Raw genomic sequence first — 20,376 nt, 5'->3', positions numbered from 1 at the left:
TAGTGAATGTTTAGCAGAATCTTAAGATTCTAGCAGTTCTTGTAATTCTTGGGCATTGATGATATTAATACCTAGTTCCCTAGCTTTTGTGAGTTTTGAGCCTGCATCTTCTCCACAGAGAAGGAAATCTGTTTTTTTGGATACACTTTTGCTGACTTTTGCTCCTAGGGATTCTAATAACTCTTGATAGTCTTCGCGCTTTTTAGGAAGTGTCCCAGTAATCACAAATGTTTTGCCTGTAATTTTAGAGTTTTGTATGGGATTTTGTGCGCTACAAGTTGGTGCAATATGCTTTAGCAGGCGTAAAAGTCTTGTTTGATTAACAGCGCAAAACTCCACTAAAGATGCTGCCATTTCTGCACCAAAACCATCAAGGGCAATAAACTCTTCATAGCTTTTTTGATAAAATTCAATCCCATACGCATTTGCTAGTTTCTTGCTAGCTCCCTCTCCAATGTGTTCAATCCCAAGTGCATTGATAAACCGCCAAAGTTCCACTCCTTTTGTAGCTGCAATGGCTTGAATAAGATTGTTGATTTTTTTTTCCTTAAAGCCCTCTAAATCCTCTAAATCACTAGCTTGAAGTGTAAAAATGTCTTCAATATTTTGAATTTTTTTTCTTTCAAATAAAAGTTCTACGATCTTATCTCCCAAGCCATCAATATCAAGTGCTTTTTTGCTTGCAAAATGTGTAATGGAGTTTTTTACTCTTGCTTGGCAGTTGAGATTCTGACATTTTATAAGCTTTTCCTCCACCAAAAGCGCACTATTGCAAATGGGACATTGTGTTGGAATCGCACAAGGGTATTGTGTGCCATCACGCAAGGCGGGCAAAGATTTAATGATTTTTGGAATCACATCACCGCTACGGATTAGCACAACATAATCATTAATTTGAATATCTTTTTTTTGGATTTCATCAAAGTTGTGTAGGGTTGCACGGCTAATCTTTGCACCCTCTAGTAACACAGGTTCAAGCTCTGCTACTGGAGTAATCATTCCTGTTCTTCCAACTTGAAGAGTAATGCTTAAGAGTTTTGCTTTTTTTTCAATGGCGGGAAACTTATAAGCACAGGCAAAACGAGGAGATTTAATAGTAAAACCTAAGGAATCTTGCGCACTAAAGGCATCAATGCAAAGCACCATTCCATCTAGCATAATAGGATAGGAATCACGCATTTGCATTAAGTGGGTATAGGCGGTTTGCACTGCTTTTGCATTAGTGCAGAGTTCTATAAAAGGTGGTTTTTGGAATCCTAATGCATAAATCCCTTGCATTAGGGTAAAAAAACTATCAAAATTCGTATGTGTCAGGGAGCTTTTAATAGAGCTCATAAAATCTTTAATCTCGCATGCTCCTATCCCCCAAGGGATAAATTGTAATCTTCTGCTTGCAGTGATTTTAGAATCTAATTGACGCAAACTTCCTGCTGCACAATTTCTAGGGTTCGCAAAGAGAGATTCTCCTTTTTGTAGGCGCATTTGATTTAATGCGTCAAAATCATCTTTAGCAATCACACACTCTCCTCGAATCTCAATGCGTCCTTTATACGCAATACTTAAGGGGATGCTAGGAATTGTACGTGCATTTTGTGTTACATTTTCGCCAATAAAGGCATCGCCTCTTGTTGCAGCGCAAGTTAAGATTCCATTTTCATAGAGTAGATTAAGGCTTGCACCATCAAATTTTGGACTAATTGCAAAGGAGAGGTTATCTCTTCCTAATGCGCGGCTAGTGCGCGCAATCCACTCTTCTAATTCCTCTAAATTGAAAATATCCTCTAAACTCCACATTCTTTTAAGATGTGTGTGTTTGTCAAAGTGTTCTAAAATCTTATCTCCAACGCGTTGTGTGGGAGAGTCTTTAGCAATTAGTTGCGGATTTTTTGCTTCATAGGCGACTACTGCGTGGTATAAAAGGTCATATTCTTCATCGCTTGCTATTGGGTCATCTAGGACATAATAGTGCTTTGCCCAAAGATTTAGGCGTGCAACTGCTTCTAAGTAGGAATTTTGTGTCATTATAAATCAAGCTTTAGTGCTTCATTGTCCATTATGCCAATACCTTTATTTAGTGTGTTTTGTGCAATTTCTTTAGCTTCATCAAGTGAATGCATTGTGCAAGTGCCACATTGTAGAGGATTTGCTTCTGGGATTGTTGTTGTTTTTAGCACATCTTGCATGCTTTTCTCCCAAGCAGTTTTTACAGATTCTGCGCTTGGATTGCCAATCAAACTCATATAAAAACCTGTGCGACAACCCATTGGAGAGATGTCAATAATCTCTGTGGAATTGCCATTTAAATGCTCACGCATGAAACCAGCAAAGAGATGTTCTAGCGTATGGATTCCTTTTTCACTTAAAATCTCAACATTAGGCTTACAAAAGCGCAAATCAAATACGCTTATTGTATCTCCCTTTGGTGTGTGCATTGTTTTTGCAAGGCGAACTGCTGGAGCTGGCATAAGCTTGTGATCAACTTTAAAGCTATCTAGTAGCGGCATAGGATTCCTTTAATGTAAAAATAAAAGCGTAATGCTAACACAATTTTTAAAATTTAGTGTTAAATTTGTGCGACAAAAATTATAGAGTAAGAGTAACAAAAAAGAGAATAAATGCGGTTTTTAAAGTCCTAAATAGGCTATTTGCCAATTACAGATTATTTCTTAGGATTACACAAGGGTTAAGACAAAGCAGTTTTATTGTCATTAAATTTTCAATCTTAGGAGGATTTAGCGAGACTTTTAGAAGTAAAAGTATTGATGGAGTATTTATTTTAACTCTTTTAGCACAGCAGATTTTATCAATAAGAATCCAAAAAAGAAGCATTATAGATTCTTTAGTGCGTTTTTGTGTTGGGTTGATTTAAGTGGAATCTTAGCGATATTAAAAATCAAACTTTTATTAAATAAGCAAGACCTTCTTTGAAGCATATTAAAAATATTTAGAAAAGGCAAAAGTTTAAAATTAGAATTTACAACGGAGATTTTAAAATATTTTTTACTTGCAAGAGTTTTATGACTTTTAAAGCTAAGGAAGAGAGGGGAATAGAGTCTAAGCTATCTGTGTGAAAAAACTCTGCTTTAGAATTAGCAATGGCAGATTGTTGAGTAATATAGCAATGCACCTTAAGAGTATATTTTGTGTAAGCGTGTTTTAAGATTCCAATTTGCTGATGGGTCATAGAATGTGAAATTTCTGGAAAATTATAAAGTCCAAAGTAGAGTTTTTGTGTGCTTTTGATAAGGGCGATTTTAGAATCTTTAATGCAGATTGCAAGATGTAGAGATTTTTTAAGGTTACGCTTTTGTGTTTTGATTGTAAGAGTTTGCCAAAAATCCTTACCTTGACAAAATTTAGAAATTGGACAAATTGTGCATTTAGGAGATTTTGCGGTGCAGATTAATGCGCCTAAATCCAATAAGGCTTGATTGTGATTAAAAGAATCTTGTAAATTTAAAATTGCTTTTGCTTTTTGTTCTAACTGCTTTTGTGAAGGATTTTTTAGAGCAAAGAGGCGGATTAAAATGCGCTTGATATTAGAATCTACAAAGCTAACGCTTACATCATAACCAAAACAGGCAATGGCTCCAGCAGTGTAGGCACCAATTCCGGGAAGCTTAATTAAGCTTTCTACTTCTCTTGGTAGTCCTGTTTTTGCGCAGATTTTTGCAAGTTTTTGCAGATTTCTAGGACGCGTGTAGTAACCTAACCCTTGCCAAGAGAGCAAAATGTCTTCTTCTTTTGCCTGACTTAGAGCTTCTAAATTTGGAAATTTTTCTAAAAATGGAAAAAAGTAACGCTCTAGCACAACTTTTACTTGTGTTTGTTGTAGCATAATTTCGCTAATTAGCACTACATAAGCGCGGTTTGGAATTGTTTTATTGCGCCAAGGAAGAGTGTGGCGTCCCTTGACTTTATACCAACTAAGAAGAGTATTTTGAAATTCTTTAACTTGCATTTAAAGATGCGGAATAATATGTTCTTTGTAAAGTTTTAGAATTTTTTTGGAATCTTCAAGTTTAGAAGAAAGTAATTTTAAAGAAAGTGTTGTGAGTGGCACTTGTTTTTTAAGCTCTAAAATCTGTTCTAAGCAATCTTGTGGTGTGCCAATAATCATATTTTCTAAAATCTTATCCTTATTGAAAAATTCAGCTCTAAATTCTTCATAGTCTGTTGTTTTAATGATAGCTTCAAATGTTGGATTTGCTTCATTTGCACGGATCATACATTGCGAGAAAATATCTGCTCCAATGTATGCTTTTTCTTCTGCTTTGCTTCTATCTTCGTCAATGTAAATTGCGCGCGTTAGTATAAACTCAAAAGATTTTGTCGCTCCATTTTGCATAAAAAGCTCATAAATCTCTTTTGCATGTTTAAGGCTAAGCGTAAAAGCCCCTAAAAAGTTATAACCACGTATTGCAGAATCTTTTAATGTTTGCTTATCTAAACTTGCAATAAAAAAAGGGATTAATCCTTTAGGGTGTGGGCGTATGGAAACATTATTAATATCAAAAAATTCCCCTTCAAATTGAACTTGGTCTTTAAAAAGTAAATTATGGATAATTTCTGCATTTTCTAGCATAATTTTGCGATTATTTGTTACATTGCTCCCCATTGTAATATCAAAAATCGGGAATGCACCGCGTGCAAAACCAAATAAAAAGCGTCCTTTGCTTAGCAAATCTAACGTAGCAATTTCTTCTGCGAGTTTGATAGGGTGGTAGTGGGGTAATAAAATCGCTGCAGAGCCAATTTTTATGTGTTTTGTACGTGCTAGTGCGTGGCTTATTAATGCAATAGATGCTGGGCAGAGTGTGAAGCTGTTAAAATGATGCTCTCCAATCCAAGCTTCATCAAACCCGAGAGAATCTGCGTATTCTACCAACTCTATTGCATTAGAAATGGCAGAAGTTTCGTTGTTTTCCCAATTTTCAACGAGTTCAAAAATACCACTTTTCATTACTTTTCCTTAGCATTTTAATGTTTGCATATCAATGACATAGCGGAATTTTGCCTTTCCACTTGTCAGATTTGCATAGGCTTCATCAATTTGGTCTGCACGAATGATTTCTGTTTCTGGATAAATTTTGTATTTTAGTGAGTAATCTAGCATTTCTTGTGTTTCTTGCATTCCACCAATGAGTGAGCCATAGACTTTACGTCCTGCACTAAAAACTAAGTTTGTAATATTGATATTTGGGCTAACTTCACTTGGAGGAAGTCCAACAATGGCAAGCTCTCCACCAAAGCTTAGGAGGTTTATATATTGCATCGGATCATAAGCAGTTGGAATTGTGGAGATGATGAGATTAAAACGTTCTTTGATATTTTCTGTGCTATCGAAAAGTTTTGTTACACCTAGATTTAGAGCTTCCTTTTCTTTATTTTTGTTGCGCGCAAAGACATACACTTCAGCGCCCATTTGCAAAGCGTATTTTACCGCCATTACACCTAGTCCTCCAAATCCTGCAACAGCGACTTTATCGCCCTTTTTTACTCTACTAAATTTGAGAGGAGAATAAGTTGTGATTCCAGCACATAGTAAGGGAGCAACTTTTTCTAAGGGAGCATTTTGTGGCACACAAACTGCGAAATGTTCATTAACTACGATGTTGTTAGAATATCCCCCGTAAGTGGGTTCATTATCGTGAAAACAATCGGCGCAATCATAGGTAAAAACACATTTTCCATTTTGGCAAAATTGCTCTTGACTTTTTTTGCATGCGTCGCATTCTCCGCAGCTATTGACCATACAGCCAACACCAGCATAATCCCCTGTTTTAAACTTACTAACTTTGCTACCAACTGCTACAACTCTCCCAGCAATCTCGTGTCCGGGAACCATAGGGTAGATTCCTTTGTGCCATTCGCTGCGAGCAGAATGAATATCACTATGGCAGATTCCTGCAAATAAAATTTCAATCACAATATCTTTTTCGCCCATAGGGTGACGCGTAAAAGAAAATTTCTCAAATTTAGAATCCTTGTCTTTTACTGCATAACCAAAAGCTGGAATCCTTTGCCCTAAAGGAATATTTTTAAAATCTTGCATAGTAATCCTTTGTGTTATAGATTTGAAATTATATGCTTTAATACTTTAAAAAGTTGCTAAAATTGCATAGAATTTTAGGAATGCTTTAAAAAGTATTCCATACAAATTAGCAAGGCAATTTTAATAAGAAATGGAAGTAGAAATCACAGATAGTTTTGCACTTTTAGCATTTTTAAAAGGCAAGGAATTCTTACCAAAAATGGAATCTAATTGTAATTTTAGTGATAAAAAACATTGGTGGTGGCCTAACGCGTTAAGTTTTGAAGTGGTTGTGGGGGCGATTTTAGTCCAAAACACACGTTGGGAGCAAGTGGAGTTTGCGTTAGATGTGTTAAAAGCAAAAAGTGTGCTAAATGTGGAATCCTTGTCAGAAATGCCTCAAGAGTTTTTGCAGGAATACTTAAGGAATATAGGGTTTTTTCGTCAAAAAGCCGTGCGCTTACAAATGCTTTGTTGCAACATATTAAGTGATTTTGGGGATTATCCTAACTTTTGTGAGAGTGTGGATAGGGAATGGCTTTTAGGGCAAAAAGGAATCGGATTTGAAAGTGCTGATGTTATTTTAAACTATGCTTTAGGGCGTGAAATAATGGTTGCAGATGCCTATACCTACAAGCTTTTAAAAAGTTTTGGTTATACTCTAGAGTCCTATGAAGCAATGCAGGAGTGGCTCATACAAGGTGTGATAGAGAATTATGCTAAAGTGTGTACGTTGTATGGATTTATGATTCCGCTTAATTTACTTTTTGCACGATTTCACGGAAAAATTGTAGAGTATGCAAAAAATTTAAGGAGAAAATGATGGAGCAAAATATGCAAAAATCTGAAGCATTAGATTTATTTTTAGAGATATGTAAAATTCCGCATGCTAGTAAGAATGCAGAAGCACTAAGAGAGTGGATTGTGGAGTTTGCATTGCAGTGTGGAGCAAGTGTGCAGTGTGATAAGATAGGAAATATTCATTGCATTAAGGGGGCTCCAAAGCTGTGTTTGCAGGGGCATTATGATATGGTGTATGTGTCTAAAAATACGCATTTTAGTGTAGAGCCTGAGTTTGTGAAGGATAGGGGGAGAGTGTATCTACAAGCAAAGGATTCTAGTCTTGGTGCTGATAATGGTATTGCAGTGGCTTGTGCTCTTATTGCTTTAAAGGAGTGTAGGAATATTGAGTGTTTATTTACTAGTGATGAAGAAATTGGAATGATTGGAGCAAATAATATTGCCCTAGATTTACAAGCAGAATATGTGCTAAATTGCGATAGTGAAGATATTAATGAAGTAGTATATGGCTGTGCTGGGGGTTATGATTTGGAGAGTAAAATTACGTTTCCACTTATCACTCTTGGACAAGATTGTGTGTTTTATAAATTAGAATCCAAAGGCTTTGATGGTGGTCATAGTGGAATTATGATTCACAAGAATATTCCAAATGCAATTATTGAATGTTCTAAATTAGCAAGTAAGCTAGTGGAGAGTGGTGCGCTTATTGTGCAATTTAGCGGGGGAGAGAAGCGTAATTCTATCCCTATTGGCGCAGAGCTTTGTGTCGCAATTCCACAAGGAAAGCTACAAGAGTGCGAAAAAATTCTAAAAAATTCTAAAGATTTTAGTGCTCAAATTATAGAATCGCATAAGCAATATTTTGACGCAAAACCTTTGCTTGAAGCAATTTTAAGTCTTGAAAACGGCGCACTTGTAATGCGCGAGAATGTGCCGATTCTATCAAGCAATATTGGGATTTTAAGACAAAGTGTAGAGGAAGAGAAAATTGTTTTTACTCTTGTAGCAATGGGTAGAGGGAATGAGAAATTGTTGATGCTGGAGCATTTAGAAAAAGAAAAAAATAAGCTAAAAAATTTAGGTTTTAACGTAGAGATTAAAGATTATTATGCACCTTGGGAGAGGGAAGATAATGCTTTTGTGCAAAAAGTGTGGGAAATTTATAAAGGATTTGGCGGAGGAGTTGAGCTAAAAGAGATTCACGCGGGGCTAGAATGTGGAATCTTAAAACAAAAATACCCCAAAGCTAGTTTCGTATCCATTGGACCAACAATTTTAAATCCGCATTCTTTAAGAGAGAAACTAGATGTGGGAAGCTTTGTGCATTTTGATAGGATTTTAAAAGAGATTCTAAGAAGATTTGACGCATTTTAGTCTAACGCAAAAGAGATTCTGATACAATGGCGCGAAATTTCAATTAGGATTTATAATGCAAAATGACTTTAAAAATAATTGGAAACTTCTTGTCTCTAGCGCGCTTTTGAGTGTTTGTGTGGCAAGTTTTGCAGCACCTTCATTGGTGAGTGGAATCGCATTTTTTGTTAATGGATATCCTGTAACTTTGGTTGAGTTATATAAAATGCAACAACAAGAAAAAATTCCACAAGATGTAGCAGTGGATCGTTTAATTAATGAACGTTTGCACGAAGAAGAGATTAAAAAGCGCAAACTTACTGCAAGTGATTTGGAGATTGAAGATGAAATCCAAAGAGTTGCAAAGCAGAATAAAACGACACTAGAGAAAGTGCGTAAATATGTAGAGGGCAATGGTGGAAGTTGGAATGCTTATAAGGCAAGTATTAAAAAGGAGATTCTAAAGCGTAAGTTGTATCAGAGTATCACACAAGAGAGCATAAGAATGGTTGATGATAAGGAAGTGCGTGAGTATTATAATGCTAATCAAAGTGATTTTTTAATTCCTCAAAGCATTGATGTTGTGAAGTTTTATAGTAAAGATAGTGCAGCAATTGAGCGCTTGATTCAAAGTAATGGCAAATCTGTTTCTCCTAGCGTAAAACAAGAAAATGAAGTCTTACAAATTGCAGCATTAAACCCTCAAGTTGTGCCATCTTTTACGCAAGGCAAAGTGGGTGGATTTACGCCAATTTTTCCTATTGGAGAGGAGTATGTAACATTTTTGATTAAGAGCAAGCATAATCCTGTGCTTTTACCTTACGAGAATGCTAAAAATATTGCATTGCAAAAAATTATGCAACGCAAGGAAAATTATGTGATTTATGAGTATTTTGAAAAACTACGTTCAAACGCAAAGGTAGATATTGTGCGCTTAAACTAAAGGGCAATAATGATTAATGGAGATTTCAGCTACAAGAGTTTCTTTGAATGGTTGAAAAAGTGGAATCTTAGAAGTAGAGATGTTAAAAATGATACGATTGCATAATGTGCAATTAAGGGAGCAATATAGCATAAATAACGAGTTTCTAAGTGCTTCTTTGGGGATTTGGCTATCAAAATAAAGGTTGTAAAATGGGTAAAATTTTCTTTTTTGACAAGGATTTTTATTTAGTGTTAGATTAGGCACAAAAGTTTAAAGAAAAATTTATTAAAGTTACAATAGGCTTCCAAAAAGCCATAAAGGCTTAAAGAATTATAAAGGCTTATAGTATGTGGGTTACAAAATCCTATGATGATAAATTCCAACAAGAATATAAGATAGAACGTAAATTACTAGAAATAAAGGGAGCAAAGCACACTTTAGAATTGTTTAATTCTCAAGCTTTTGACGAGATTGCTTTGCTAGATGGAGGATTGTTGCTAAAGAATCTCCTTTGTGTGCAAAGTGAGTTTTTAGCGCATTTAAGTGCTTGTTCGCATAAGAATCCTAAGCGTGTGCTAATTGCTGGGGGTTTCAATCTTGAGCTTGCTTTTGAATTCTTGCGTCATAGTGCGTTGCAAGTGGATTTCTTGCAGTTTGATTTGAAGGTTTTGGAATCCTTAATTAGCTTTTTACCGCACTATAAAGAGGTTATGGATACAGAGCGATTCCAACTTATTCCACAACTTAGTGAGGAATTTCTAGCTCAAAATGCGCAAGAATATCGCGTGAAATACGATATTATCTTGCTTTTGGAATCTAATGTTAATGCAAACTCCTATGCAAAACTTTTAAATGACGATGGTATTTTGATAGTGCGCACCCCACAGATTTTGCTAGATGTGCAAAAAGTTAGGATGCAGTTGGAATCCTTAGAAGATTTTGCGATTAAAATGCCATTTTTTGCGCCATTATCAGTGTTGCAAGATTGCTACATATTCGCTTCTAAACTCTACCATCCAACCGCAGATATTCAGTTGCAGCGCGCAGATATGCTAGAGGGTTTAGAGTATTATCATGCAAATTTGCATTTAAGTGCATTTGTGCTTCCAAAAGCTGTGAAATCTGCACTATTTGGTGCGGCAAAAAATTGAGTTTGAAATATGCTATCGCGTTAAGTGGGGGGATTGGCAGCGGCAAAAGCACTGTTGCTTCCTTGCTTAGGCTTTATGGTTATCAGGTTATTTGTGCTGATTCTATTGCACATAAAGTGTTAGAAGAAAATAAAGATTCTGTTATTGCAGTTTTTGGTGAAGAAATTTTAGATAATCAAGGTCGGATTAATCGCAAGAAATTAGGTGGAATCGTTTTTTCTAATACGAATTTGCTTAAGAGGTTAGAAGAGATTTTACATCCAAAAATTAAAGCAGAAATTTTAGAAGAAGCACAGAGAGAAGAGCAAAAAAAGATTCCGTATTTTGTGGATATCCCGTTATTTTTTGAGCAAGGTGATTATCCCATTGTAAACTCTTTGCTAATTTCTACTACGCAGGAATTGCAGATTGAACGTTTAAAGAAACGCAATGGATTTAGCAAAAAAGAAGCACTTAGTCGCATTAATGCGCAAATGCCTCTAGAGCAGAAATACAAAATGGCTAGCTATGTGATTGATAATTGTGGAAGTTTGGAATCCCTGCAACAAGAATTAGAATATTATTTACAACAACATTTGCCAAAGTTTTAAAATTTAATTTAGTTTTGTTTGCTATAATTCTCCCTTTTATTTAATAGGGTGTAGGGGTGTTAGCTCAGCTGGGAGAGCGCAACGCTGGCAGCGTTGAGGTCAGGAGTTCGATCCTCCTACACTCCACCATTTGTGCGTCCGTAGCTCAGCTGGATAGAGCAACAGGTTGCGGTCCTGTAGGTCGGGGATTCGAATTCCTCCGGGCGTACCACTTCTTTACTTCTAAATTCATCTTGTAAAACCTTAGGAACATTATGTTTTGTATTTATGGAAAATACCGATATGAAAAACCTTTGCGCACTCTTGTGTGTTTTAAGAGTGCAGAAATTATGGATTTTTTTAGGGAAATTCAAAGTGATACGCGTGGTTTTTGGATAGGGTATGTATGTTATGAAGCCTTAAATAAGTTAGAATCTAAAACGCCATTATCGGAGTTTATTTTGTTTAGCAAATGTGAAAAATGGGAAGCTAAGCAAGAGAATATAAAACAAAAAAATGATTCCGTATTTTCTATTCAAAAACCATTTTTTTATCCAAACATACAAAAAAATTTTAGCGAAAGTGCCTATATGCAGGCATTCTCACGCATTAAAGAGGAATTAAGTGCGGGGAATACTTATCAAGTTAATTTTGCACAGGAATTACAACTAAGTAGCCATTGTAGTGGATTTGAAATCTTTAAAGCATTAGCTACAAGGCAGAAAACATCTTATTGCTGTTATTTTAAAAGCGCGTTTATGGAGATTATTTCATTTTCTCCAGAACTATTTTTTAAGATTAAGGGTGAGAAAATTACATTTCAACCGATGAAAGGCACAATTAAAAGAGGTGCAAATAAGCAAGAAGACAAGAATCTTAAAAAGTTGATAAAAAGTGATTTTAAAAGTCAAAGTGAAAACTTGATGATTGTAGATCTTTTGCGTAATGATATGAGTCAAATTATTAAACTTGGTTCTTTGAGGATTCCTAAAATGCTTAAGATTTTGAAGTTTAAAACGCTTTTTCAAATGGTTTCTACGCTTAAAGCATGCCTTAATACGCATGATTTAGGGACCATTTTTTCCGCAGTGTTTCCTTGTGGTTCTGTTACAGGTGCGCCAAAGTTTCATACAATGCGTATTATTGAGAGTTTAGAGCAGAACAAAAGAGGTGTATATTGTGGTGCTTTGGGTGTAATTGGAGATAAAAAGACGATTTTTAGTGTGCCAATTCGCACGTTAAGTAAGCAAAATGATGAGAGTTTTTATCGCTATGGAGTGGGAAGTGGAGTAGTTTGGGACTCTAATGTAAAAGATGAGTTTGAAGAATTACAACTTAAGGCACAATTTTTAACTCCGACTTTAAATTTTATGTTGTTTGAAACAATGTTAATGCATAAAAATAGAATCTTTTTGCTGCATAAACACAAAAAAAGATTGCTAAATAGCGCAAAAGCACTTGGATTTAGCACACATAAATTATGTTTCTTAGAAACAATTAAAGAAGTTGAAGCACCAAAAGATCTTAGTTTGGAAGACTTTTTAATATTAAATTCTCCAAAGTTAGAATCCCTTTGGGGAGAAGCAAAAGGGATTCCGTATTTGCAAAACTTACATGGTGTTTTTAGAGTGCATTTAGTTTTGCATAAAAATGGTGACTTTGCCATTACACAAAGCCCAATAGATACGATAACAAGTCAAAAAGTTAGACTAGCAACCCTGCAGCTTAGTAGCCAAAATGATTTACTTTATCATAAAACAACGTTAAGGACAGAGCGCAAAATTCCAAAAGGGTATTTTGATGTGCTGTATTTTAATGAGAGAAATGAGCTTTGCGAGGGAGCTAGAAGCAATGTGATGCTTTTAAAAAACGGAACGTTTTTAACACCGCCAATTTCTTGTGGGATACTTGGAGGGACATTGCGCGAAGTCTTGTTAGAATGTGGAATCTTAAAAGAGCAAGTTTTGCACAAGAGTGATTTAAAAAATGTCCAGCTGTATTTACTTAATGCGCTAAGAGGTATTTTGCCTGTGGAGCTAGTTTAATGCGTGTATTATTAGTGGATAATTATGATTCTTTCACCTATAATTTAGAGTATTATTTAAAAGAATTAAATGCGAGAGTCTACGTGGTGAAAAACGATTTTGCGCCTTTAAGAGAAGCGATAGAATTTGCGGAATCCTTTGATTGTTTGATGATTTCACCGGGCTTTGGGACGCCTTTGGATTCTGGAATTTGCGTGGAGTTGATTAAAGCTTTTGCGCCTAGAAAAAAGATTCTAGGAGTGTGTTTGGGGCATCAGTGTATTGCACATGCTTTTGGGGGGAGAGTGGAGAAAATGGAATTTCCAATGCATGCAAAAAATGCACTATGTTATCATATTCCAAATGCGCTTACAAAGGGCATTAAGAATCCTTTAAAGTCGCCTTGTATCATTCGTTATATGTAAGCAAATTAGGTGATTGTATTATGCTAGGATATAGCACAATAGGGACAAAAAAGATTCCAATGGTATTGAAACATAAACGTTATAACACCTATGGCGTGCAGTTTCACCCAGAATCTATTTTGCAAGAGAGTGGAAAAAAACTTCTAAAAAACTTTTTAAAATTAGAATTACAAAGGTCTTAAAAAGTACTCTAGACCTCGTATTATTTAGGATTTTTAGAGGCAAATGCCGCATTTTGGAGCAGCATTAGCTCCTCTTGAGTAAAGCCTGCTTGAAGTCTTGCTTGTGCATTAAACTGCGCATTTGCTTTAGGAAAAGAAAAATTATAACGTTTTAGAATCTCTACATAAGTGCTAGGACGTGCTTTTTGTGGAATTTCTTCTTTATTGCACACATAGTTAAACCATACATTGCCTTTGCTTACATGATGAATTTCGTCGTTTAAAATCATTTCTAAAACTCTTAAAAGCTCATTTTTGATTTTGTGTGTGCTACTACTCACCTTTGCGCATAAAAAAGGATTCACATCTAAGCCTACGGCTTCCATTCCACGAGGGATTAGGGCGATCCTATCTAGCAAAATATTGCAATTTTTCATTGTATCAAAAAGCAAAGTATGCACACCAAAATCGCCATATTTAAAGCCTAAGGAGCGCAAAAGATTCTCTAAAGCTAAAAAGTGCTTCACTTCTTCTTGGGCGACTTCTAGCCAGTCTTGGTAATAGTGTGTGGGCAATCCTCTAAAGCGATAGGCGCAATCTAGTGCTAAGTCAATGGCAGAGAACTCAATGTGTGCAATGGAGTGGAGTAAGTGAGCGACGTTTAAATCTGTTTTTAGATATTTACCTTGAGGGACTTTTTTGGGCGGAACAATTTGGCAAAAATGTGCAAATGTTGGAATATCTAAGGGTAAAATTTCAGAATCGTAATCTAAAGTAAAATGCTTAAAGCTTTTCCAAATTTCTTGCACTCTTTGGCATTTTTCTTGTGCATTTCTTGCGTTTAGTGCAGAAAAAATCTCCAAAAATAAGTTTTTAGATTCCATAATATTCTTTAGTTGGTGATTCCATATTGTTTTGATAAACCTTGTTAATTATAATGTAATCTGCTTTAAAAAGCAAAATTTAAGAAACTTTTGTTACTAAAAGGAACAAAATAAGTTTAGATTAAATTTTTTAAAAAGAATGTAAGAGCGTGCTTTGGTAAGTTTTTTGGGTTATTTTTACACAATTTTATAAGATTTATAAAAAATGATTGTTGAATTTGTGTAAAAAAGAGATTTTTTAGTGCAGATTCTTTAGAATTTAAGTGTAATTAAATCAATTTAGGAGGCAGTATGCTTGAGATTAGATGGCATAGCCGTGCAGGACAAGGCGCAGTAACCGGTGCAAAAGGTTTAGCTGATGTGATTGCAGGCACGGGTAAAGAAGTGCAAGCGTTTGCATTTTATGGTTCAGCAAAAAGAGGTGCGGCAATGACTGCATATAATAGAATTGATGATAATCTGATTTTAAACCATGAAAAGTTTATGAATCCAGATTATATTTTAGTAATTGACCCGGGCTTAGTGTATATCACAGATATTTGCGCAAACGCAAAAGAAACAACAAAATACATTATTACAACGCATTTAAGCAAGGAAGAGTTTTTAGCAAGTAAGCCAGAACTTAAGGATAAAGAGGTTTATATTTTAGATTGCATTGGATTGTCTTTAGAAGCCTTTGGAAAATCCATTCCAAATGCACCGATGCTTGGAGCATTCTTAAAAATTTCAGGTGCGTTAGAGTTGGATTTCTTTTTGGAATCGTTTAAGAAAGTGTTGGGTAAAAAACTTCCACAAAAAGTGATTGACGCGAATATGGAAGTGATTAAAAAAGCCTATAACGCAGTAAAATAAAGGAGTTAGGCAATGGAATACAAAGGTTGGAATGAATTTGAAGCAGGGTCGGTGCTATTTCCTTTTGATAAAAGTGGAAATGCAATGGTAGAACAGCATGCAGATTCTAGGGTATATCGTGAAGATAGCTCTTATACGGCGAGTGTTGCTCATTGGCGTGTAGAGAAGCCAGTGTTTAATCAAGATCATTGCATTAACTGCTATTTTTGTTGGGTGTATTGCCCAGATTCTTCAATTTTGGTTAGAGATGAGAAAATGAGTGGTGTGGATTATGTGCATTGTAAAGGCTGTGGCGTGTGTGTTGATGTCTGTCCAACAAACCCAAAATCTTTGCTAATGTTTAATGATTATGAAACAAATGAAGTGGCTCTTGCAAAATGGCCTACAAAAGAAAGCAAGAAAAAGGATTAGTAATGGCAGAAGTTTATGAGTTACAAGAAGTGGAAGTTTGGGATGGAAATATGGCGGCAAGCCACGCAATGCGTCAAGCACAAATTGATGTAGTTTCTGCTTATCCTATCACACCATCAACGCCGATTGTGCAAAATTATGCAACTTTTCTATCTGATGGTTACATTGATGGCGAATTTGTGATGGTAGAATCAGAACATGCGGCAATGAGTGGCTGTGTAGGGGCTGCAGCAGCAGGGGGACGTGTAGCAACAGCAACAAGCTCACAAGGATTCGCATTAATGGTAGAGGTATTATATCAAGCATCTGGTATGCGCTTACCTATTGTATTAAATGTTGTCAATCGTGCGCTTGCAAGCCCTTTAAATGTCAATGGAGACCATTCTGATATGTATCTAGGACGTGATGCAGGTTGGGTAAATCTCTGCACTTATAATCCACAAGAAGCGTATGATTTTAATCTAATGGCATTTAAAATTGCAGAAGATTATGATGTGAGATTGCCTGTAATGGTGCATCAAGATGGATTTATCTGTTCGCATACTGCGCAAAGTGTGCGCCCACTAAGTGATGCAGAAGCATACAAATTTATTGGTGATTATAAGCCGAAAAATGCAATGTTAGATTTTGAGCGTCCAGCAACTTATGGATCACAAACTGAAGAGGATTGGCATTTTGAGCATAAAGCACAATTACACAATGCAATTATGCGGTCAAAACCGGTGATTGAGCGCACATTCGAAGAGTTTGCAAAGCTGACAGGGCGCAGATATAGTATTGTGGAAACTTATGATATAGAAGATGCAGAAGTTGCAATCGTTGCACTTGGAACAACCGTAGAATCTGCGCGTGTAGCAGTCAAGGAAGCGAGAAAAAATGGAATTAAAGCAGGAGTTGTAAGTATCCGTGTGTTGCGTCCCTTTCCTTATCAAGAATTCTGTGCTGCGCTTCAAGATGTAAAGGCTGTTGCTTTCTTGGATAGAAGTTTGCCAGCAGGTGCAATGGGAATGCTCTTTAATGAAGGTGTGGCTGCTTTATATGGTGGAACAAATAAGCCGGTGGCTAGCAATTATATCTATGGACTTGGTGGAAGGGATTTGACACAAAGCCATTTACAAGAAATCATTAAAGAATTAAAAGAGAATGCAAAAGCTGGTAAATTAACGCATCCAGCACAGCAGTTCATTGGACTTAGAGGTCCAAAGCTTGGATTTAATTAAGGAGTGCTAAATGAGTGAGATTAAAAATTTAAAGCAATATTCAAGGGCGAGTGAGCGTTTTGAGGGAGCACACCTTTTATGTCCGGGTTGTGCGCATGGAATGATTGTGCGTGAGGTGCTAAACGCAACAGATTATCCTTTATTAGTGGCGACTTCAACAGGCTGTTTGGAAGTTAGCACAGCTGTGTATCCTTATACTTCTTGGGATGTGCCTTGGATTCACATTGGTTTTGAAAATAGTTCCACAGCAATTGCTGGAGCAGAGGCAATGTATAAGGCTTTAAAGAGAAAAAATAGACTCTATAGTGATAGAGAGCCAAAATTTGTGGCATTTGGTGGTGATGGCTCAACTTATGATATTGGATTCCAATTTATCAGCGGTTGTTTTGAGAGAGGGCATGACTTTACTTATGTATGCTTAGATAACGAAGTGTATGCAAATACAGGTGGGCAAAGAAGCGGTTCCACTCCGCTTGGGGCTTCAACAACAACAACACCAGCTGGGCGTGTAAGTCATGGAAAGAAAGATAGAAAAAAAGATTTGCTTTTTATTATGGCAGCTCATGGTGCACCTTATGTTGCTCAAGTTGCACCCAATAAATGGAAAGATATGAGCAAAAAAATTAAAATGGCGATTGAAACAGAGGGTCCAACATTTATTAACGCAATGAGTGCTTGCACGACAGAGTGGAGATTTCCAGCAAATCAGACTGTGGAGATGAGCGACTTGGCGGTGGATTCTTTGGTGTTTCCATTATTTGAAATCATTAATGGTAGAGAGTTAAGAATCACTTATCGCCCTAAAAATGTCGTTCCTGTCAGAGATTATTTGGGAGCGCAAGCACGTTTTAAACATTTATTTAAGCCAGAAAATGAGTATATAATTGTTGAGTGGCAAAAGCGCGTTGATGAATATTGGGAATATTTACAAAGACGCGAAGAAGCAAAAGTTTAGTATTGCAAAACAAGCTAAAGTCTTCAAATGAAAGCTTTGAAGGCAAAGGCTTGGCTTGAAAAATGGAATCTAAGTAAGTCTTAAGGTTATGAAGAACTTTAGGATTTGATTTTTTGTAAGATTTCTTTTAATTGTAAATGGTTAAACTGCTCACCACTCTCCATATTCTTTAGCGTGTAAGTGTTTTTTTGTTCTTCTTCTTCTCCAATAACCACAACATATTTATAGCCCTTGCTATTGGCGTAATTAAAGGACTTTTTAGGTTTTGTGATCTCGGGATACATTTCAATTTTTAACCCTTGATTGCGTAAATTTTGTGCTATTTTATAGCCGTATTCTAGAGAATTTAGTGCAATAAGTAGTGCATCAGCAACATTTTTGTTGCTCTTAATTAAATTCAATTCTTCAAGCCCTGCTAAAAGTCTATCAAGCCCAATGCTTGCTCCAACGCCACTCATAGAATCTTTGGAAAAATTTTGTGTGAGATTATCATAGCGCCCACCAGAACACACAGAACCAAGAGATGGTAAAGTATCAAGCGTTGTTTCATAAATGATTCCAGTGTAGTATCCAAGTCCTCTTGCGATAGAAAGATTGATTTTATAAAACTTCTCTGGAATTAGTGGTTCTAAGATTTTGCAAAGTGTGCTAAGTTCATCAATTCCATTTTTTAATGTGTTGTTTAATCTCCCAAAGGATTTCAAATCTTGCAATAGTTCTAATGCGTCATCATTTTGTGTTTTAGCGATGAAATCTAAGAGTATATTTATGGAGTTTAAATTGAGTGGAGTTTTTTCTTGTAATTCTTGAAGCACACTTTCTTTACCGATTTTGTCAATCTTGTCAATGATTCTTAACACTTCTTCGGTATGCGCACTCGCATTTAATGATTCCATTAATCCATTAAAAATCTTGCGGTTGTTAATATGGATTGTAAAATCCCTAAGTCCCAAATCAAAAAGTGTTTGGTAAATCACTTGCAAAATTTCAACATCTGCTCCAATGCTATCTGTGCCAATAAAGTCAAAATCGCATTGTGTGAATTCTCTATAACGTCCCTTTTGCGCACGTTCTCCACGAAATACATTGCCAATACAATAGCGTTTAAAGGGAAACTCTACCTCATTTTTGTGTTGAGCGATAAAACGTGCTAGTGGCACAGTCAAATCAAAACGCAATGCAACCTCTCGCCCTCCGTGGTCTAAGAAATGATACATTTCCTTTTGAATCTCATCGCTTCCTTGCTTTTTTAAAATCTCCGCATACTCTAAATGAGGTGTTTCAATGGGTGCAAATCCAAATTTCTCAAAGGATTCCATAATACTTTTTAACATTTTAGATTTTGCATAAGCTTCTTTTGGGAGTCTGTCTTTAAATCCACTTAAAGTGCGCGGTGTAACCATTGTCTGCTCCATTGTTTTTAAGAATAAAAGTAGGAATCTTAGCAAAAACATTTTAAATATTTAATAGAGTTTATGCTTAAATTTAGCAATTTTAAGGTAGAATCCTACCTCTTACATTTACTTTTATAAAAGGCAAAACGATGAAAAAAGGAATCCATCCAGAGTATATTCCATGTAAAGTAACTTGTGTTACAAGTGGAAAAGAAATTGAAGTTATGAGCGTAAAGCCTGAATTAAGAATTGATATTTCATCATTCTGTCACCCATTTTACACAGGTTCAGACAAAGTTGTGGATACAGCAGGAAGAGTTGAAAAATTTAAACAAAGATACAATCTTAAATAGTTTGATGAAATCTCACAAAATGAGCTTGTATGGTTACTTTTTTACCCACCCCCATTGGTAACCTGCAAGACATCACTCTTCATACTCTAGAAGCTCTTAAACAATGTGATGTGTTGCTCTGTGAAGACACGAGAGTTAGCAAAAAGCTCGTTACACTCCTTGTAGAACGCGGTTTATTACCACATAAGGACTACATTTATTACCCCTTTCATACGCACAATCAAGAGAGATTTTTAGCACAAGGTGCAGTAGAGTTTTTTAGCCAAAATATCGGTTTTTTAAGTGATGCTGGAATGCCTTGTATTAGCGATCCGGGGGTAGAGCTTGTGCGCTATTTGCAGACAAATAATATTCCTTTTGAAGTCTTAGGCGGAATCAGTGCAGTGACGCTAATGGTTGCATTTAGTGGAATCATAGAGAAGGAATTTAGCTTTTTAGGATTCCCACCACATAAATTAAAAGAGAAAACAGAATTTTTTTCTCTTGTATTTAAAAGTCCTTATCCGATAATCTTGTATGAGTCGCCACACCGCTTGTTTGAGAGCTTGGAATTAATGACACAGGTGGATAAAAATCGGCAAGTATTTTTAGCAAAAGAGCTGACAAAAAAATACCAAAGCACTTTCAAAGGAAGTTTAGAAGAGGTTTTAAAAACTCTAAGAAGTTCCAATAATGAAGCCTTGCTAAAGGGTGAGTGGGCTATGGTTGTAGATAAAGCAAAATGTACAGAGAATTACACGCTTAGTGAGGAGGCACTTTTAGCCTTGGAGATTCCACCTAAAATTAAGGCAAAGATTCTTGCAAAAATGAAAGGTGGAAGCGTAAGTGATTATTATCAAAGCTTGATAAAATAGGCAAAAAATT

The 20,376-nt window shown here is 36.0% G+C and carries 19 protein-coding genes, 2 tRNA genes and 1 pseudogene; 15 read left to right on the top strand and 7 right to left on the bottom strand.

What is annotated here, in order from left to right; all coding sequences use genetic code 11:
• Positions 1-21: 21 nt before the first annotated feature.
• The 5 genes from ligA to K4G57_RS04500 form a co-directional block, all read right to left on the bottom strand.
• Complete coding sequence (ligA, locus tag K4G57_RS04520; protein ID WP_221532063.1) at positions 22-2,022, bottom strand: NAD-dependent DNA ligase LigA; 2,001 nt, start codon at positions 2,020-2,022, stop codon at positions 22-24.
• Positions 2,022-2,504, bottom strand: coding sequence for an S-ribosylhomocysteine lyase (gene luxS / locus K4G57_RS04515; RefSeq protein WP_221532064.1), 483 nt, complete (start codon positions 2,502-2,504; stop codon positions 2,022-2,024). Before luxS ends, ligA begins: the two co-directional genes overlap by 1 nt.
• Positions 2,505-2,974: 470 nt before the next feature.
• Positions 2,975-3,961, bottom strand: a complete 987-nt coding sequence (locus K4G57_RS04510) for an A/G-specific adenine glycosylase (protein WP_221532065.1) — start codon at positions 3,959-3,961, stop codon at positions 2,975-2,977.
• Positions 3,962-4,963 (bottom strand): LLM class flavin-dependent oxidoreductase, encoded by a 1,002-nt coding sequence (locus K4G57_RS04505; RefSeq protein WP_221532066.1) that lies wholly within the window; start codon positions 4,961-4,963, stop codon positions 3,962-3,964.
• Between the two features lie 9 nt (positions 4,964-4,972).
• Positions 4,973-6,055 (bottom strand): NAD(P)-dependent alcohol dehydrogenase, encoded by a 1,083-nt coding sequence (locus tag K4G57_RS04500; protein ID WP_221532067.1) that lies wholly within the window; start codon positions 6,053-6,055, stop codon positions 4,973-4,975.
• Positions 6,056-6,185: 130 nt separating this feature from the next.
• Here K4G57_RS04500 and K4G57_RS04495 point away from each other — a divergent pair, with 130 nt between their 5' ends.
• From K4G57_RS04495 to K4G57_RS04455, 9 genes and pseudogenes are all read left to right on the top strand, one after another.
• Positions 6,186-6,857, top strand: coding sequence for a 3-methyladenine DNA glycosylase (locus K4G57_RS04495; RefSeq protein WP_221532068.1), 672 nt, complete (start codon positions 6,186-6,188; stop codon positions 6,855-6,857).
• Complete coding sequence (locus tag K4G57_RS04490) at positions 6,857-8,209, top strand: M20/M25/M40 family metallo-hydrolase (RefSeq protein WP_221532069.1); 1,353 nt, start codon at positions 6,857-6,859, stop codon at positions 8,207-8,209. Before K4G57_RS04495 ends, K4G57_RS04490 begins: the two co-directional genes overlap by 1 nt.
• A 55-nt stretch (positions 8,210-8,264) precedes the next feature.
• Entirely contained in the window at positions 8,265-9,131 is an 867-nt protein-coding gene (locus K4G57_RS04485; protein ID WP_221532070.1) for a peptidyl-prolyl cis-trans isomerase, read from the top strand.
• Positions 9,132-9,460: 329 nt separating this feature from the next.
• Positions 9,461-10,264: a spermine/spermidine synthase domain-containing protein gene (locus K4G57_RS04480; protein ID WP_221532071.1), complete on the top strand. Its 804-nt coding sequence runs from the start codon at positions 9,461-9,463 to the stop codon at positions 10,262-10,264.
• Positions 10,261-10,854 carry a dephospho-CoA kinase gene (gene coaE / locus K4G57_RS04475; RefSeq protein WP_221532072.1) on the top strand — a complete coding sequence of 198 codons (594 nt, stop codon included), beginning with the start codon at positions 10,261-10,263 and terminating at the stop codon, positions 10,852-10,854. Before K4G57_RS04480 ends, coaE begins: the two co-directional genes overlap by 4 nt.
• Before the next feature lie 53 nt (positions 10,855-10,907).
• Positions 10,908-10,983 (top strand) — tRNA-Ala (locus K4G57_RS04470).
• Between the two features lie 5 nt (positions 10,984-10,988).
• Positions 10,989-11,065, top strand: a tRNA-Arg gene (locus K4G57_RS04465).
• Positions 11,066-11,108: 43 nt separating this feature from the next.
• Positions 11,109-12,878 carry a bifunctional chorismate-binding protein/class IV aminotransferase gene (locus K4G57_RS04460; protein WP_221532073.1) on the top strand — a complete coding sequence of 590 codons (1,770 nt, stop codon included), beginning with the start codon at positions 11,109-11,111 and terminating at the stop codon, positions 12,876-12,878.
• Positions 12,878-13,464 (top strand): annotated as a pseudogene (locus tag K4G57_RS04455) (anthranilate synthase component II). The gene K4G57_RS04460 and the pseudogene K4G57_RS04455 overlap by 1 nt, the downstream one beginning before the upstream one ends.
• A 20-nt stretch (positions 13,465-13,484) precedes the next feature.
• Here K4G57_RS04455 and K4G57_RS04450 read toward each other — a convergent pair.
• A complete protein-coding gene (locus tag K4G57_RS04450; protein WP_221532074.1) occupies positions 13,485-14,327 on the bottom strand; it encodes a ferritin-like domain-containing protein in 843 nt (280 codons plus the stop codon).
• A 291-nt stretch (positions 14,328-14,618) separates the two neighbouring features.
• Between K4G57_RS04450 and K4G57_RS04445 the strand changes: the two genes are divergently transcribed.
• The 4 genes from K4G57_RS04445 to K4G57_RS04430 are packed head-to-tail and all read left to right on the top strand — an operon-like array spanning position 14,619 to position 17,765.
• The gene (locus K4G57_RS04445; RefSeq protein ID WP_221532075.1) at positions 14,619-15,179 is read left to right on the top strand and encodes a pyruvate flavodoxin oxidoreductase subunit gamma; all 561 of its coding nucleotides are present in this window, start codon (positions 14,619-14,621) and stop codon (positions 15,177-15,179) included.
• 12 nt (positions 15,180-15,191) lie between these two features.
• Complete coding sequence (locus tag K4G57_RS04440; protein ID WP_221532076.1) at positions 15,192-15,590, top strand: 4Fe-4S dicluster-binding protein; 399 nt, start codon at positions 15,192-15,194, stop codon at positions 15,588-15,590.
• 2 nt (positions 15,591-15,592) lie between these two features.
• Entirely contained in the window at positions 15,593-16,810 is a 1,218-nt protein-coding gene (locus tag K4G57_RS04435; RefSeq protein ID WP_221532077.1) for a 2-oxoacid:ferredoxin oxidoreductase subunit alpha, read from the top strand.
• 10 nt (positions 16,811-16,820) lie between these two features.
• Complete coding sequence (locus tag K4G57_RS04430) at positions 16,821-17,765, top strand: thiamine pyrophosphate-dependent enzyme (protein ID WP_221532078.1); 945 nt, start codon at positions 16,821-16,823, stop codon at positions 17,763-17,765.
• A gap of 98 nt (positions 17,766-17,863) precedes the next feature.
• On the opposite strand, the gene hisS is transcribed toward K4G57_RS04430, so the two are convergent.
• Complete coding sequence (hisS, locus tag K4G57_RS04425) at positions 17,864-19,168, bottom strand: histidine--tRNA ligase (protein ID WP_236033223.1); 1,305 nt, start codon at positions 19,166-19,168, stop codon at positions 17,864-17,866.
• Positions 19,169-19,308: 140 nt separating this feature from the next.
• On the opposite strand from hisS, the gene rpmE reads away from it, so the two are divergent.
• Together rpmE and rsmI are read left to right on the top strand one after the other, a co-directional pair.
• Entirely contained in the window at positions 19,309-19,512 is a 204-nt protein-coding gene (gene rpmE, locus K4G57_RS04420) for a 50S ribosomal protein L31 (protein WP_221532079.1), read from the top strand.
• A 29-nt stretch (positions 19,513-19,541) separates the two neighbouring features.
• Entirely contained in the window at positions 19,542-20,366 is an 825-nt protein-coding gene (gene rsmI, locus K4G57_RS04415; protein WP_221532080.1) for a 16S rRNA (cytidine(1402)-2'-O)-methyltransferase, read from the top strand.
• Positions 20,367-20,376: the final 10 nt, after the last annotated feature.

It is taken from the genome of Helicobacter turcicus, assembly GCF_019711685.1.
Taxonomy (GTDB): domain Bacteria; phylum Campylobacterota; class Campylobacteria; order Campylobacterales; family Helicobacteraceae; genus Helicobacter_D; species Helicobacter_D turcicus.
This window is presented reverse-complemented; position numbering and strand designations above follow the sequence as displayed.